General features: G+C 37.4%; 13 protein-coding genes. 7 read left to right on the top strand and 6 right to left on the bottom strand.

Annotated features, from left to right (window positions below):
- Window positions 1-57: 57 nt before the first annotated feature.
- Together MY533_RS07200 and MY533_RS07195 are read left to right on the top strand one after the other, a co-directional pair.
- Window positions 58-744 (top strand): phosphoribosylaminoimidazolesuccinocarboxamide synthase, encoded by a 687-nt coding sequence (locus MY533_RS07200; RefSeq protein WP_248718549.1) that lies wholly within the window; start codon window positions 58-60, stop codon window positions 742-744.
- 168 nt (window positions 745-912) lie between these two features.
- Complete coding sequence (locus MY533_RS07195; RefSeq protein ID WP_248718548.1) at window positions 913-1,560, top strand: Yip1 family protein; 648 nt, start codon at window positions 913-915, stop codon at window positions 1,558-1,560.
- 42 nt (window positions 1,561-1,602) lie between these two features.
- Here the strand turns inward: MY533_RS07195 and MY533_RS07190 are convergent, their stop codons facing one another.
- Entirely contained in the window at window positions 1,603-2,805 is a 1,203-nt protein-coding gene (locus MY533_RS07190; protein ID WP_248718547.1) for an NAD(P)-dependent malic enzyme, read from the bottom strand.
- 603 nt (window positions 2,806-3,408) lie between these two features.
- On the opposite strand from MY533_RS07190, the gene MY533_RS07185 reads away from it, so the two are divergent.
- Window positions 3,409-3,849, top strand: a complete 441-nt coding sequence (locus MY533_RS07185; RefSeq protein WP_248718546.1) for a DUF4362 domain-containing protein — start codon at window positions 3,409-3,411, stop codon at window positions 3,847-3,849.
- A 562-nt stretch (window positions 3,850-4,411) separates the two neighbouring features.
- On the opposite strand, the gene MY533_RS07180 is transcribed toward MY533_RS07185, so the two are convergent.
- The 4 genes from MY533_RS07180 to MY533_RS07165 form a co-directional block, all read right to left on the bottom strand.
- Entirely contained in the window at window positions 4,412-5,242 is an 831-nt protein-coding gene (locus MY533_RS07180) for an MBL fold metallo-hydrolase (RefSeq protein ID WP_248718545.1), read from the bottom strand.
- An 880-nt stretch (window positions 5,243-6,122) separates the two neighbouring features.
- Entirely contained in the window at window positions 6,123-6,266 is a 144-nt protein-coding gene (locus tag MY533_RS07175; protein ID WP_248718544.1) for a hypothetical protein, read from the bottom strand.
- 489 nt (window positions 6,267-6,755) lie between these two features.
- Window positions 6,756-7,565, bottom strand: coding sequence for a sulfurtransferase (locus MY533_RS07170; protein WP_248718543.1), 810 nt, complete (start codon window positions 7,563-7,565; stop codon window positions 6,756-6,758).
- Window positions 7,566-7,575: 10 nt separating this feature from the next.
- Window positions 7,576-11,187 carry a dynamin family protein gene (locus MY533_RS07165; protein ID WP_248718542.1) on the bottom strand — a complete coding sequence of 1,204 codons (3,612 nt, stop codon included), beginning with the start codon at window positions 11,185-11,187 and terminating at the stop codon, window positions 7,576-7,578.
- 926 nt (window positions 11,188-12,113) lie between these two features.
- Between MY533_RS07165 and MY533_RS07160 the strand changes: the two genes are divergently transcribed.
- A complete protein-coding gene (locus MY533_RS07160) occupies window positions 12,114-12,539 on the top strand; it encodes a DUF4183 domain-containing protein (protein WP_248718541.1) in 426 nt (141 codons plus the stop codon).
- A gap of 29 nt (window positions 12,540-12,568) precedes the next feature.
- Window positions 12,569-12,889 (top strand): DUF4183 domain-containing protein, encoded by a 321-nt coding sequence (locus tag MY533_RS07155; RefSeq protein WP_248718540.1) that lies wholly within the window; start codon window positions 12,569-12,571, stop codon window positions 12,887-12,889.
- Window positions 12,890-13,147: 258 nt separating this feature from the next.
- Here MY533_RS07155 and MY533_RS07150 read toward each other — a convergent pair whose 3' ends face one another.
- Window positions 13,148-13,762 (bottom strand): pyroglutamyl-peptidase I, encoded by a 615-nt coding sequence (locus MY533_RS07150; protein ID WP_248718539.1) that lies wholly within the window; start codon window positions 13,760-13,762, stop codon window positions 13,148-13,150.
- A gap of 559 nt (window positions 13,763-14,321) precedes the next feature.
- Here MY533_RS07150 and MY533_RS07145 point away from each other — a divergent pair.
- Window positions 14,322-14,777: a chemotaxis protein CheX gene (locus MY533_RS07145; protein ID WP_132359005.1), complete on the top strand. Its 456-nt coding sequence runs from the start codon at window positions 14,322-14,324 to the stop codon at window positions 14,775-14,777.
- Window positions 14,778-15,135: 358 nt separating this feature from the next.
- Window positions 15,136-15,258 carry a hypothetical protein gene (locus MY533_RS22105; protein WP_255505077.1) on the top strand — a complete coding sequence of 41 codons (123 nt, stop codon included), beginning with the start codon at window positions 15,136-15,138 and terminating at the stop codon, window positions 15,256-15,258.
- Window positions 15,259-15,339 lie beyond the last annotated feature (81 nt).

The following is a 15,339-nucleotide window of genomic DNA, read 5'->3' as shown; positions in this document are numbered from 1 at the left end:
ATATTTAAAACATTCGTGTTATAATAATGAAGTACTATGAAAATTGGAGGGTTTTTTGTGGAATTATTGTATACAGGTAAAACGAAAAATGTGTTTCAATTAGAAGATGGTCATTACTTATTAAAATTTAAAGATGATGTAACTGGAGAAAACGGCGTATTCGACCCAGGTGCTAATACTGTTGGGTTAACAATTGACGGCGCTGGTTTAGCTGGACTTCGCTTAACTTCTTATTTCTACTCAAAGCTAAATGAACAAGGTGTTCCTACTCACTACGTTGATGCAAACTTCAACGATGCAACAATGACAGTAAAGCCTGCAACTGTTTTTGGTAAGGGTTTAGAGGTCATTTGCCGCTTCAAGGCAGTAGGCTCTTTCCTACGTCGCTACGGTGCTTACGTAAAAGAAGGACAAGACTTAGATTCTTTCGTAGAAGTTACCATCAAAGATGATGAACGACTAGATCCTCCCATTTCTGAAGATGCTTTAGCTATGTTAAACCTGTTAACACATGAAGAATACGCAATTTTAAAGCAACGTACAATTGAAATTGCTAAATTTGTTGCTGCAGAGCTTGACAAAAAAGGGTTAACACTTTATGATATCAAACTAGAGTTTGGCCGCGATGCTAAAACAAATGAAATTTTATTAATAGATGAAATTTCAGGTGGGAATATGCGTGCTTACAAAGGCGAACAATACATAGAACCATTAGAGCTTGAAAAAATTATGTTAGCTGAATAAAAAACTATTCTATTAAAATGCCATGCCTGACTAAATACGAGTAATCAAAAAGAGTCGCTTTCTTGCGGCTCTTTTTGTCTAAAATGTTTTTTCGAAACTTTTCATCGAATCACTCGTATACTAATTATACGCATCATGCATTTATTCTATTATTTTGGAGGTAATTTAATGGATGACTTTAATGAAAGATCACAAGAAAGGAAAAAGGTTAATCCATTTTTGTCTATTTGGTTGCACCCAAAGCAAACAACCCGTTACATGATAGAAGAAAAATCAATTGGTTTTGCTCTTCTTCTTTTGTCAATTGGTTATATTGGTGTTACACTTTCAGACCTTATTGATAAAACATCCGTGATAGACTTTTCTCCTTGGCTTATCTTACTATTTTGTATTATTGCAGCACCGATTTCAGGAATAATCGGTACAGCTTTTCTTGCACTAATCGCTTGGCTGTTCGGTAAACTTTTTAAAGGGACAGGTACATACTCACACTTATTCAAAGGGTTAAGTTTAACTGCTATTCCATCTATAGTACTTATTCCTTTTTATTTAATTTGGTTATTTACATCACCTGAGTCTTTAATGGATCCTGACTTCGCCGGGCCTTACCCTTGGGTTATTTGGATTGCAATTTTATTATCGATTGTGGTTGCAATTTGGAACCTTGTTATTACAGTAGGAATTATTGCAGAAGCACACCAAATAACCAATTGGAAGGCCTTCTTTACACTCTATATTCCAGGCATTCTTCTCATTGTCCTCATTATTCTGATAATTGTTCTCTTTGCAGCTATCGGCATTTTAGCCGGAACGTAAAAAATCTCCCCTCTCTCTATGAGAGTGGGAGATTTTTTCACGTTAAACAGAAAGCACTGTATTTTGTTGGAATAGCTCTGACACACCAGACTCAACAGCTGCTCCACTTACAGCTTGGGAAACAATTTCAACCACCCGCTCATCTAATGATTTAGGTACAATATATTCTTCCGTTAATTCCTCATCACTTACAAGAGCAGCTATCGCTTCAACTGCAGCTATTTTCATAGCCTCATTAATATCTGTTGCTCGAACATCCAATGCCCCACGGAAAATACCAGGGAAAGCAAGCACATTGTTAATTTGATTTGGATAATCGGAGCGTCCTGTCCCCATAATACGTACACCCCATGCTTTAGCATTTTCATACGTAATTTCAGGATTTGGATTTGCTAGTGCAAACACGACTGGATCATCATTCATTGAAGCAATATGTGCTTCTGTTAATAAATTAGCAACCGATACGCCGATAAAAACGTCAGCACCTTTAATGGCATCTTCCAAAGTTCCATGCATTTTTTCAGGATTTGTTAAATGGGCCACTGTGTCTTTAATTGGATTCATACCTTCAGCGCGACCTCCATAAATGAGACCTTTTGTATCGCACATATAAATATTTTTATAGCCCATTTGCACAAGAATACGCAAAATAGCAATACCGGCTGCTCCTGCACCATTAATGACAACCTTCATCGTTGCCACATCTTTCTTCACAATACGATTAGCATTAACCATCCCTGCACCTACTACAATCGCCGTTCCATGCTGATCATCATGGAACACAGGAATATCACATTCTTGGCGCAGACGATCTTCAATTTCAAAGCATCTTGGCGCTGAAATATCTTCTAAATTTACAGCACCAAAAGTGGGAGCAAGCGCCTTCACAATGCTGACGATTTCATCCGTATTTTTCGTATCTAAACAAATAGGAAAAGCATCAACATTGGCAAAACGCTTTAATAAAATAGCCTTCCCCTCCATTACTGGTAATGCTGCCTTCGGGCCAATATCCCCTAACCCTAATACCGCCGTACCATCTGAAACAACCGCTACCATATTCCCTTTCATTGTATAGTCGTAAACAAGCGATGGATTTCTTTCAATCTCTACACAAGGCGCAGCTACCCCTGGCGAATACGCGAGACTTAAATCATATGAATCTTGCACAGGTACTTTAGAAATCACCTCTAATTTCCCACTATAATACTCGTGCATTTCTAAAGCCTTTTTCATAATATCCATTCAATCCCATCCTTTTCTTTTCGAATTATTATATATTTTAGAATCATAATACTTTGTGAAAATAAAGTCAACGAATTTTCTGTCAATTTTAATTTCACTTCTAAATAACGCCATTTATTATTATCTTCACTTATTTCACGCCTTGTTATCAAGTTCACAATCAATTATTTCAATATAACATTTACATCGATTAGCTTTATAAAAAATGTATAAATACCGCCACTAAACCTGTTCAACTTTTCACATAGTATTTTTCTTGTGTAAATGAGAAATTTTTCACAAACTAATGTAAGCGTATCCATTATTCCAGCTGGTTCCGTCACATTTTCTTCACATTTTTTCACAAAGTTTTTTATTATCCTTCTTAAACCCAAATTATTCACCACCACATACAAAATCCCACGGAAAAGTTGCTTGTACTTTTCCGTGGGATTCACTTTTGCACTTAAAAGATGAAAAAAGAATCCATTTCTGTTAAGGTTATTGCGACTAAACAAATACCAAAGAGATGATTCTTATGATGACTACTTGAACGCAAAATATCCTACATTTCAACCGTTCTTTTTACAAAAATCGACTTAATGGAAAAAGAGGTGTATTGTCATGAAAAAAATATATGTTCTATTCTTTATTTTGATAATTTATGGATGTGATGTTCCTAATAAATCACATGATATTAAAATGGACCCCGATATATTTCCTTACCCAGAGCTACTAGAAGATACAACTGACAAACAAGGTGAAATAGAGAATAAAGAGCGATTTGAAAAGTTTCATAATAATGTTCAGCAAAATAAAACAGATAATATAAGATTAGTTAGATATACACCTGAAGGTAATCTGGTATTTTATTATCTTGAATACCAAAATGAAATGATCTATTTAACAATTGATACTAAAAGCAATATAAATGAGCAAAAAAGTCTTATTCAAACAACTTGTATTTCACTTAAAAAAGTACAAATGAACATTAGTGAAAAATACTTACTCGAAGGCTGTGATAAGCCTATTGACAACAACATTTTAATTATTGAGAAATATTAGCTAGTCTTTTATTTGAAACCATTCACTATAAAAATACTCAATTTTTACTATATATAACTCAGTCTAAATTTTTTTATTAGAAACCTACCATACTAACTTTAAAAATTACCATCACCATTTGCGAATTATATCAAACACAAATATGTAAAATTATCGTATATTTATAATACAACTTACTTTTTTTCATATATATATATATATATTATAATTGTACAATCTATTTTTTTATTTATTTTATTGTTAATCCCAGTAAGTGTTTTTGCAGAAGATTCCTTAGGAACGTTCAATTTTGATCCAAGTAAAATTTCTCATCCCTATGACATGGTAAATTCAAAAGGGGAAGTAATTAAATATGAAGATTACAGCAAAAATAGTTTAATTCGAATCAATGAAACACCTAGCATAGAAGGGAGCGGGAAAATTGATCCAGTTTATCTTGGAGATAAACTCGAAATTCCAAATGACTTTTCCAATTTTTCACCACCTAGCTATATTATAGATGATACTTGGCGGCCCCATGGAGCATTTTATTTCCTCCACCCAGTAAACAAAAAAAGAGCCCTTATGCTAAGGACTCTTTCTTAAATTGATTTATAAAAGCAGTGATAATATGCTTGGAGGACCATTGTTCCCCGGATGCTTTTGTAATCGGATAATCACGAGGAAAGATTGCTTTTGTGATTTCTTCTACCGAATAACCTTTATCAAATAATTGCCTTACATTGCGCTCTATTTCTTCTAAATAAGCAATTTTTTCTTTTATTTTTGATCGACCATCCGCTAAAAAGCCCGCATGACAGCAATAAACTTCTTCGAAATCATAGTTTAATATATTCTTCAATGACGCCAAGGTATGTACGATATTTTCTTCATCAAGGACAACCTTAGTTTTCGTCTGTATATACAGATCACCTGTAAACATAGCACCTGTTTCTCGATTGTAAAATGATACATGATCTGTCGTATGCCCTGGTGTTTCGATAACATCCCATGTAGCTGATTTCGTTTGTAATGTATTGCCTAACGGTTGTGCAATAAACGCTGGTCGCTCACCCCATAATGCCTGCCGATAAAAAGGATACTCCCCATCCTGTGCACAAAGGCTCACCGAATCACGATGAACATAGATAGGTACACCCTTGTGTTGCTGAATCCACGCTGCATTTCCTGAGTGATCCTCATGAGAATGAGTGAGCGCCAATTGTTCAATCGGTATTTCGTTAAAAAAGGATTGGAACTCCTGTGAAAGTGAATATGAGCCTGTATCAATTAGTAAACCATCCACAAAAAAACTATAAACACTCATTCCTATCCCATGAACTGCCACTTTACCGTGAGCACATTGCACATCACGATTTTGTTGAATCTCTATACTTTTCTCTCGTTTAATCATCCTTTTCCCCCTTTGTAAAAAGAGTGTAGCATAAAATGAATAACCAGTCATTTTATGAATACATCACAACTCGTATTGTTATTACTAAAATCCTAGTATTTAGAGAGACCATGGATTCATTAGAAAAGTCCAGATTACGGTAACATAGGGTACAATCCTCATAATTTCTCGCTTTGATGGTGGCTATCCATTATTTTGGGTGGGGCTATCCTTCATTTTGGCGATTCTATCCACGATTGGGGGGCTATCCACGATTTGAGCGGGACTATCCACGTTTTTGACAATTCTATCCACGTTTTGGGCGGGGCTATCCACGTTTTTGGATTTCTATCCGTCGCTCTTGCCTTTCTATTGTCGCTTCGGCTTTTCTTTCCGTCGCTCTGGTGGGACTATCCATCATTTTGACGATTCTATCCACGATTGGGGGGCTATCCACGTTTTTGGATTTCTATCCGTCGCTCTGACGATTCTATCCACGATTTGAGCGGGGCGACTTTGGATTTCTTTCCGTCACCTCGGCTCTTCTTTCCGTCGCTTTGACTCTTATTTCCGTCACTTCGGATCTTCTTTCCATCGCTTTGACTTCCTTCCGTCACTCCGAGGATTCTTTCCATCACTTCGGTCTTTCTTTCCGTCGCTTCAGCTCTTCTTTCCGTCGCTTCGACTCATCTTTCCGTCGCTTTGACTTCCTTCCGTCGCTTCAGCTCTTCTTTCCGTCACTTCGGTCTTTCTTTCCGTCACTTCGGATCTTCTTTCCATCGCTTTGACTTCCTTCCGTCACTCCGAGGATTCTTTCCGTCGCTTCGGGCTTTCTTTCCGTCACTCTGGGGATTCTTTCCGTCGCTTTGACTTCCTTCCGTCACTCCGAGGATTCTTTCCATCACTTCGGTCTTTCTTTCCGTCGCTTCAGCTCTTCTTTCCGTCGCTCTGACTTCCTTCCGTCGCTTTGACTTCCTTCCATCGCTTCGGCTCTTCTTTCCGTCGCTTTGACTCTTATTTCCGTCACTTCGGATCTTCTTTCCATCGCTTTGACTTCCTTCCGTCACTCCGAGGATTCTTTCCGTCACTTCGGTCTTTCTTTCCGTCGCTTCGGCTCTTCTTTCCGTCACTTTGACTTCCTTCCGTCGCTTCGACTCATCTTTCCGTCGCTTTGACTTCCTTCCGTCACTCCGAGGATTCTTTCCGTCGCTTCGGGCTTTCTTTCCGTCGCTTCGGCTCTTCTTTCCGTCGCTCTGGCTCTTCTTTCCGTCGCTTTGACTTCCTTCCGTCGCTTCAGCTCTTCTTTCCGTCGCTTCGACTCATCTTTCCGTCGCTTCGGCTCTTCTTTCCCGTCGCTTTGACTTCCTTACGTCGCGCTTACCTTTCTTTCCGTCACTTCTGTTTTCAATCAGTCAAACTTGCCTTCCTTTACCTCCCTTCGTTTTTTCGTTACGTCGCTCCGCCCTTACTCCCCTTTCCACTCCAATAAAAAACAAAAAACGCCCACAAAAGTGAGCGTTTCTTCCTCAATCATTTATTCATTAGTTCCTTTTTCTACATCATATTGTGTGATCCAGTCACTAAAGCTACCTACATATAGTTGAATATTTTCATAACCTTCATCTGCTAGTACTGCATACAATGGCGATGCTGTAACACCGCTGCCGCAATACACAACAACGTGCTCGTCTTGAGAAATCTTGCTGCGTAACTCATCATTCGCTTGTAGACGACCATCTGATTTTAATTGTTCCCAGTCAAAGTTTTTGGCCGTTGGTATATGCCCAGCTACCATATCAAGAGGCTCTACGTCACCACGGTAGCGAGCTGCGGCACGTGCATCAAGCAACGTTGCTTTGACTTCTCCATCGACAATGGCTTTAACTGCTTCACGCGGAGCATACAGTTCATCTCGCCAAACAAATTCAATCGTAGATGGTGGGTATTTTATAATGTCTTTTGTAAAAGATATTTTTTCCTCGAGTGCAGGTGCACCACCATTCACAATCACTACATTTGGAAAGCCCGCATATGTCAGCATCCACCAGGCACGTGGTGCAAATGGTGCAGCGCCTTGATCGTAAACGACAATTTGATCTTCATATTGTAATCCTAATCCTTGAAATAATGCCGATAGCTTTTCTTTATTTGGCATAGGATGGCGGCCATTGCTTGACCCCATATCTGACAAATCCTGCTCTAGATCGATATAAATCGCTCCTGGTGCGTGTCCCTCTTCAAACAGTTTATTCCCTGCCTCTTTGTTTTGTAAATCAAAGCGAGCATCTACGAAACGAACTCCATCTAACTGAATTTCCTCAACTGATTTGAATACTTTTCCCAAACGAATCACCTCATGCGTATTGTAATTGTTCGTAAATAGCTTTCCAAGAAGCTAAACGACTTTCTTCCTGAAGTGCAAGTCTTTCTGTTGCAATTTGTTCAAGTGCCTGATGGTAAATATGCAGACGTAATTGCTCTGCTTCCTCAGCAATATAGGTAATAGCCCATGTCATAAGGGATACTTTCTGTGAATCTAAATAGTTTTGCGCATCTGGTTTTGTTAATACTTCAAGTGCCTCACTTAGCTTCACTTTTTCATTCTTCTCAAAGAATGCCTTTTGATTGCGGAAGTGTGATTTAACACCCGAATATTTTGCGATATCTGTAAATGGTCCTTCAAAATCAAGTAAATCTGGCTCGGAAGAGTCAAACGCTAGGAACGAGAAGCTACGGTTTAATTCTTTCAGCTCACGTACTTCATCTTTAAAGCGTAATTGCATCTTCTTATTAATAAACTGTGATAAACGGAAGTTTGTTACTCGCATTTCTTGTGTAAAGTCAAAGCGTAAACTTTGCATGACTTCTTTTAAAGCATGCTCTAATGCTTGCTGTGCTGGCATTGCTGCAAATATTGAAGGATTGTAGCCTTCCTTAAAGAACTCTGGGTAACGATAATACACACGCTGAAGAACATAATATAATAATTCATCAAGTTCTTGCTTCGTTTCACTTTCTAACATACTTGTATTAAGTGAATTAAACTTCGATGTTATATGCTGTTCAAGAGTTGTTAATTCCTCTAAACGCTCATCCTTACGCTTTAAGTTCTCTTCAGTCTGCGCAATTAAGTCACCTAAACGTTGCTCCGTTTTATCAACTTCCTCTGCAAGTGCCTGAACAGCCAATGCACTTAATTCATCATTTAAGAATGTGTGGAAGGCATCTTCGAAAGGTGGCATACCTGATGTTAAATCAGTACCCTCTACTTTTTCCTTCAATGCCAATAAGCTTGATACACCGTAAAGTCGAGGGAAGCGAATGCCAAAGCGTTGTAGCTCTGAACGTACATAGCCTTTTACATCTTCCTGCTCTTCTTCTGTTGTCGCTAAATCAATCGCGTTGACGATAAAGAACATCTTATCAAGTTCGAAGGCATCCTTCACACGCCCTAGCTGAATTAAAAACTCACGGTCAGCTTTAGCAAAAGCATGATTATAATAAGTAATAAACAAGATTGCATCAGCATTACGAATATATTCAAACGCAACTCCTGTATGACGAGCATTAATAGAATCTGCTCCTGGTGTGTCAACAAGTGTGACACCCATGCGTGTTAACGGACTATCATAATAGAAATCAATATTATCGACAAAGCATGATTTATTTTCCTGCGCAACAAATTTTTCGAACTCTTCACGGTTAACACGTAATACTTTTCCAAGCTCAGACTTAAATGTTGGGAATCCTTCTTTATATGCACGAATAAATGATTTATGCACATTTAAGCGTTCGTCCGATAGCTGTACCGCAAGCCCTTCATCTGCACGAGTAAATGCCTCTTCTAAAGAAGAAACTGATAAACCAACTGCTGCATATGAAGCTTGAATATCCTCTAGCATTTGGTCAGCTGTTTTTAACAGTACATCGGCTGTTTCATGCGGATGCTCTGGTGTCACAGGACGAATTTTATTAATAGCCGCTGTAGTTGGGTTTGGTGATACTGGTAAAACTTTAGCACCCATTAACGCATTAGAAAATGAAGATTTCCCTGCACTAAATGCACCGAAAAGCGCGATTGTGAAATCTTTTTTCTGTAATCGTTCTACTTTATTTTCTAAGTAAGTTGCTACTTCCGCAAAGCCTTGTACATCCTTTACCGAGTTTGCCGTATGAAGTGCACGCTTCACTACACCCTCAATAGGTAGGCTTGTTGCACTTACTGCTTGCTGTGCCTCTTCCTGTTGTAGCGCTTCCTCTTTTGGCTTTAACATTGATTCATCAAACAATCGAATATCCGCTAAATCTTGCTTAAAGGCTTGATTCCATTTTGTAAGCTGTTGATTTGCTAGCTGACGTATTTCATTGCTTGCCTGATGCATAATACTCGCACTATATTGTTGATAACCCTCGATTTCAAGCACTGCCTGAATAGCATCAACTTTCGCTTGCATTCCAGCCATTTTTAATTTAGATGGTGCAGCTATTTCAGTAGCCACTGCTTCTAAAATTGTCGCTTGTGCATCCTTCCAATTATCTGTTTCCTGGATGAAGTAGCGTTTTGTTGCCTCTGCTACACGGTTTGCGAAGTTTAGAACTGCATCTCCAGTTAATAGAGCACCAACTTGTACCTGCTGCTCAATAAGGGAGAATGGCAATTCAAAGGCATAGGCATCAATAGCGGTAGCACGTTCTTCATTTAATGCACTAACATCCTTTAAGACCTTTTTCATTAGGCCCTTTAAATGTCCAGTAATTTGTGCATGCACAACATTTTGATAGGCACTATAGGCATCCTCTTTGCGGCGGTTACGCTCTTCCTCTGTTTTTTTCTTAGCAGTAAATAAGCCTCCTACTTTGAAACCATCTTGCTGACTCTCTAAATATAGACGTAATTTATCGCGTAAATCAGCTGGCATAATGGCTGCATTTGCAAGAAGTTCTTTACGCTGGTCCTCGAACGTTTCATTCCATGCCTCAATCGAGAACAATTCAACTTGACGATTTAGCTTATTGTACTGCTCTAAAATATCTTTATGGTTTGCCCAGTCATCGGCACTTAATACATCTTCATCGATATCTAAACGATCTTCTCTTTCTTCTGATAAATAAGTGTCATGTTCACTTTGTAATAATCGCAATGTATTTGATGCTGTCTGTACAAGTTGATCCTGCCAATCATTCATACTATCCATAACAATTTTTTTAACAGCTTTAAAATCATTATAAGGGTGCTCAGGCTCTCTTAATGAAGTGAAAAATACACCTTTAGGAACTACTCCCCAAGCTGCAAATGAATTGTGAACAGTTGCTTTAAATTCCTCGAAGCTTAATTCATTTTCATTATGCTTATCAATCATATTTACGATTAAATAAACGTTTGGATTGTACTTCATTAATTGCTTTGTAAATTGAAAATTCAATTCTGATTGCACGTGATTGTAGTCCATTGTATAAAATACGATATCAGCAATATGAAGAGCTGATTCTGTTGACATACGGTGTGCATCATCTGTCGAGTCGACACCTGGCGTATCCATCACTGTGACGCCTAACGGTAAAGTCGATGTACTATGACCAATTTCAATTTGAGACACTAGGTCCCCATTTTTACTAAGCTCTTTCACTGTTTTAAAATCATAACCTGCTTCAAATTTTACAGGTTTTTCATTGTGCATATAGACAATCGCAAAGTCTTCATCTGATTTATGGACTTTGACGATATTGGCACTCGTTGGAATAGGACTTGACGCAAGTAAATCTTCACCTGATAGCGCGTTAATCATACTAGACTTACCAGCAGAGAAATGGCCAGCAAAGCCGATAACATATTCTTTTTGCTGTATTTTACGCGCAAAAAGTGATGTCTTATCCATACGCTCTGTATCACCATTATGCTGATAAATTATGTATTGTAACGAAGCTTGCTTTAATAGCGCCTCCAACTGTTGTTCAAAATCATTCATAAAACCAGTAACCCCTTTATTTATATTAATCAATTTCGCCTTGGTGTAATTGCCGCTGTCGCTTCGCTTTCGCGCCGATCAACAATGCACAATTTCACTCCTTTAAAAATCCATGACATCCGCCGGCGAAAGCGATGTGCTAACGCAACGGTAGCGACACGATGTTGGTCACCCAGTCATAGCCTATAGGACGTGGCGTTCTTAAACTGTTTAGAAAGAAACAATATCCGCATTCATCTTACCACTTCAGAGGTGGTATTTTTCTGAATGAAGATAGTCATAATTAGTATTCTACCTTATTCGACAAGCAAAGTATAACACTAATTTACTTTGAAAAGCATATATATATAGGTTTCATACGCCATATTCATCCATATCGTCCTGTTTAATCAAAAAAATGCATTATTCAGGCTCACTCTCAAAACGTGTGGTTGATTTCCGTTCCAACTGTGCGCTTTGTTGCTGCCGCTGCGCTTTCGCACAGTTAAATACATTGTTACTGTCGCTTCGCTTTCGCACAGGTAATACATTGTTGCTGTCGCTGCACTTTCGCACAGGTAATACATTGTTGCTGTCGCTTCGCTTTCGCACAGTTAAATACATTGTTGCTGTCGCTTCGCTTTCGCACAGGTAATACATTGTTGCTGTCGCTACTGAGCAAACCTTCCTGAGGGCGTCTGATAAGCCGCTTCGCTCCAAAGTCTCTAACAAAGGTAGGCCATTATTTTTTTATTAAACTACTAGTTTCTATTCCACAATGGTTGCACAACTAAGTAAATAATAATTTTCTCCATATTTTAAGGTAAGGAAAATTAAGTTTTAAAAAGGGATATTATGCAATTGCCATACTAAAATTTCTAAATTCAGTGGAAATTTTAACTACAAAACGAAATGAGGGACAAACAATTAAATGAGGTGATAAAAAAATGGTGAATTATAGGGGTCACGGTAAAATCGAGCAAGAATGTAAATGTGGGTGTGAAGATCGGTTTATTTGGCCTCGAATAAAAGCTAGTACCATTCCTTCGGTAGAGCCTCCTCCGGTTATTATACCTATTGGAACTATCATTCCAACAGTAAATAGATATTTCTTTATTGCTACATCAGATATTCATTTAACGAATGGGGTGACACTACTTGCTAGCCAATTTTGGGATGATATTGGAAACCTAGCAACTGAATTTAAGATTTTTAATCCGAATGGCTACGTTAATCTTTATATTAATGCCGTAATGCAAGAAGGTGGAATTTATACTATAACCCCTACCTCATTAACCTTAAGTTCAGATAATTCAACAATTTATAAAGGAACTCCAATCATCATAGAATCATTAGGATTTACTGCAATGTAAGAAACAAACCTGAAAGGGGGTGAAAATAAGTGGCACTTTCTATTATTAATATTCATGTCAATGTTACAGGTACTTCGACTAGATTTTTCAATGTTTTAGCTACACCTTTAACGATCTCTGATGGTACAACGCTTACAGCTACTACCTTTTTAAATGATAGCGGTTCTGCTGCAACTACTTTCCCAATCGTAACAAACGGGTACTATAATTTATATATAAATGGGGTGCTTCAGGAGGGTGGTTCCTATTCCGTTTCTGCAACAGAATTAACATTCCAAACTGTTACAGGCACTTTACCAGCCGGAACACCAATTATTGTTGAGGCTGTTGAATTAGTGACTACACTTTAATCAGCTTCGGAAATTGGGAAGAGAAAGAAATGGATGTTGTTATACGAATCTAAAAAAATCTTCATATAATAACAATAATGGATGCCTTAAAAAATTTAAGAGCATCCATTATTGTTATTTTCCATTTTCATAATCCAGTGCACTTTTTTCTTTTGCTATACTGACATGACATTACTTCATTTGATGTTAGAATACTTTTGACATGTACAAGCCTGTTTGAATCAATACATTTGATTGAAATCGACTACTAATAGGAAATCAATCATTTGTTGCACGAATTGTCTCCTCGATACAGAGCCTAATAGACGTTATTAAATCTTGAATATTCCATCCCGGGATTTTTCCATGCTGAATCGCCAAATCAAATGACGCAGGAATATGAATAAATCCAGCGCGGACTCCTTTATGTTGCTTTGCATAAACTAGCCCTTCATACATAATATTGTTGCATAAATAGGTACCCGCCGTATTTGATATTTCCGCTGGATACCCCTCTTTGCATAATCGATTCACCATATTTCTAATAGGTAAATTCGTTATATACGCGTCTTCACCGCCATCATAAATGCTCTCATCTGTTGGTGTATAACCATTATTATCCGCTTCGCCATCTTTAATATTAATCGCTATTCGCTCAGGTGTTATTTTAAAACGTCCTCCAGCTAAGCCTAATGAAATAATGATTTCTGGCTTTATCTCAGCAATATATTGTTTCAGCTGCTGAGCAGATTGCTGAAAATCTACTGACAAAATGCGTCCTATAATTTCATAGCCATCCATCATTTCTCCATGTAAGTTTTCTACAATTTGCATTGTTGGATTAATTTTATACTCAAGAAATGGTACAAACCCTGTTAACAATATTTTTGTCATGTTTTCTTCACCTTAATTTCTATAGGACGTCGCTTGATTGCCCATCCTTTTTTATTATTGTTATTTCTAGTGCGAATTCTGTAACCTAACTGTATTCATCAATGACCCACATTGCACCATATAACTAATTTTTTTAATTCTACAAAAAGCGACTCCCATTTACAATATATTTCAGAAAAAACAAACAACTCTCCCCTTGTTATGAAAGATCTATAAAAAAAGCATGATCTCAAAATTACTTAGACCATGCTCTCCTATATAATAATTGTCTTTATTGATATCCTCTTATTTCAAATGTGCAGTCGCCTGTTTCATAACGTGTTTTCCCACTCCAATATAGATAACCACTGCCGCTCCAATAAATACGAATGTCATCGCTAACCGCTCCTTTTAATAAATAAATATTTGTATTCGAAAAGACTTAACGTTCATTTATTGATTTTGAAAATCATTCTCATTAATATAATATAAATTTCCCATTAATTCGTCAAGACATACTTTCATCTTACCCATTTAACATGGTAAGATGTAGAAAAGTCGGAAAAAGGATGCGGTAAAAATGAGTAATTCGAAGTACTTTCAAACTATTTTAAACGGGACAATTCACGCTTTAAAATCGATCCTTCCTATGGATATAGAGGTGAAAACACCTAGTATTATTTCTGAACCATTTCAACAACAGGAAATGGGTGTTTTAATCGGTTTAATAGGAGATTTAAAGGGCCGTGTAATCATTGATTCCTCTCCTGAAATTTTTAGTGGTATCGGCAATATAATGTTTGGTATGCCTCTTGAAGGAGAAATGTTAGAATCCTTTACAGGGGAATTTGGAAATATGATTGCTGGAAATTTATGCACTACTGTAGGACAAGAAAGCTTAGAAATTGATATCACACCGCCAACAGTGATGGTTGGCAACACGAAGTTATACGGCTTTGAAAAGGCATTTATACTCCCTGTTACAATTCCAAGTGTTGGTCCGCTGACAGTTCTTTTAACAATTGAAGGAGAATAGAGTACTAGAATATCAAACTATTCCAAATGATATATCCTATGCCAATTCATTAAACATTTATGAACACACTTTGTCATTCTCTATAATTAACAGTGGATACCCCATTAGGCTTAAGTCCAAAATACAATTAGTAAATTTTCTTGAAAATAAAGATATTTTAATAATAATTCCTCTAATTTTAACCAATAAGTGGCTATCTCAATGACTATTGAGGTGGCTATTTTTTATTCCACCCTCAATTTTTCACATTTTTTTCACACATTTCGCCAATATATGTGATTTTTTTCACATCTAAAAGAACTTTATTTATATATCATGGCAATTAGAAAGACACAATAAAAGCGTAGGAGGAGCAAAAATGGCAAATAAAAAAAAGTCAGATGAAAATTTAAAAGGTTCACTCTATGCGGTATTTGGAGTAGGAATCATCATTATCTTGCTTTGGGTGTACTGCTTCGATTTGTTCATCAATCGTTTTTAACTTCTTTCAGCAATTGTTTTTTGTAGCAAAAGCGAAGCGACAGGTACAGAAGTCTTCACCTCTATAAGTGGTGAATGAATG

Source organism: Lysinibacillus sp. Ag94, assembly GCF_023242215.1.
Lineage (GTDB): Bacteria > Bacillota > Bacilli > Bacillales_A > Planococcaceae > Lysinibacillus.
Note: the sequence above shows the minus strand (reverse complement) of the source record. Positions and strands in the feature narration are given on the sequence as shown.

Coding starts and splice junctions, on each gene's coding strand:
- MY533_RS07180 (WP_248718545.1), bottom strand. CDS start 5,242: ATGATTAAACGAGAGAAAAGTATAGAGATTCAACAAAATCGTGATGTG.
- MY533_RS07150 (WP_248718539.1), bottom strand. CDS start 13,762: ATGACAAAAATATTGTTAACAGGGTTTGTACCATTTCTTGAGTATAAA.
- MY533_RS07160 (WP_248718541.1), top strand. CDS start 12,114: ATGGTGAATTATAGGGGTCACGGTAAAATCGAGCAAGAATGTAAATGT.
- MY533_RS07190 (WP_248718547.1), bottom strand. CDS start 2,805: ATGGATATTATGAAAAAGGCTTTAGAAATGCACGAGTATTATAGTGGG.
- MY533_RS07185 (WP_248718546.1), top strand. CDS start 3,409: ATGAAAAAAATATATGTTCTATTCTTTATTTTGATAATTTATGGATGT.
- MY533_RS07165 (WP_248718542.1), bottom strand. CDS start 11,187: ATGAATGATTTTGAACAACAGTTGGAGGCGCTATTAAAGCAAGCTTCG.
- MY533_RS07175 (WP_248718544.1), bottom strand. CDS start 6,266: ATGGAAAGAAGATCCGAAGTGACGGAAATAAGAGTCAAAGCGACGGAA.
- MY533_RS22105 (WP_255505077.1), top strand. CDS start 15,136: ATGGCAAATAAAAAAAAGTCAGATGAAAATTTAAAAGGTTCACTCTAT.
- MY533_RS07195 (WP_248718548.1), top strand. CDS start 913: ATGGATGACTTTAATGAAAGATCACAAGAAAGGAAAAAGGTTAATCCA.
- MY533_RS07145 (WP_132359005.1), top strand. CDS start 14,322: ATGAGTAATTCGAAGTACTTTCAAACTATTTTAAACGGGACAATTCAC.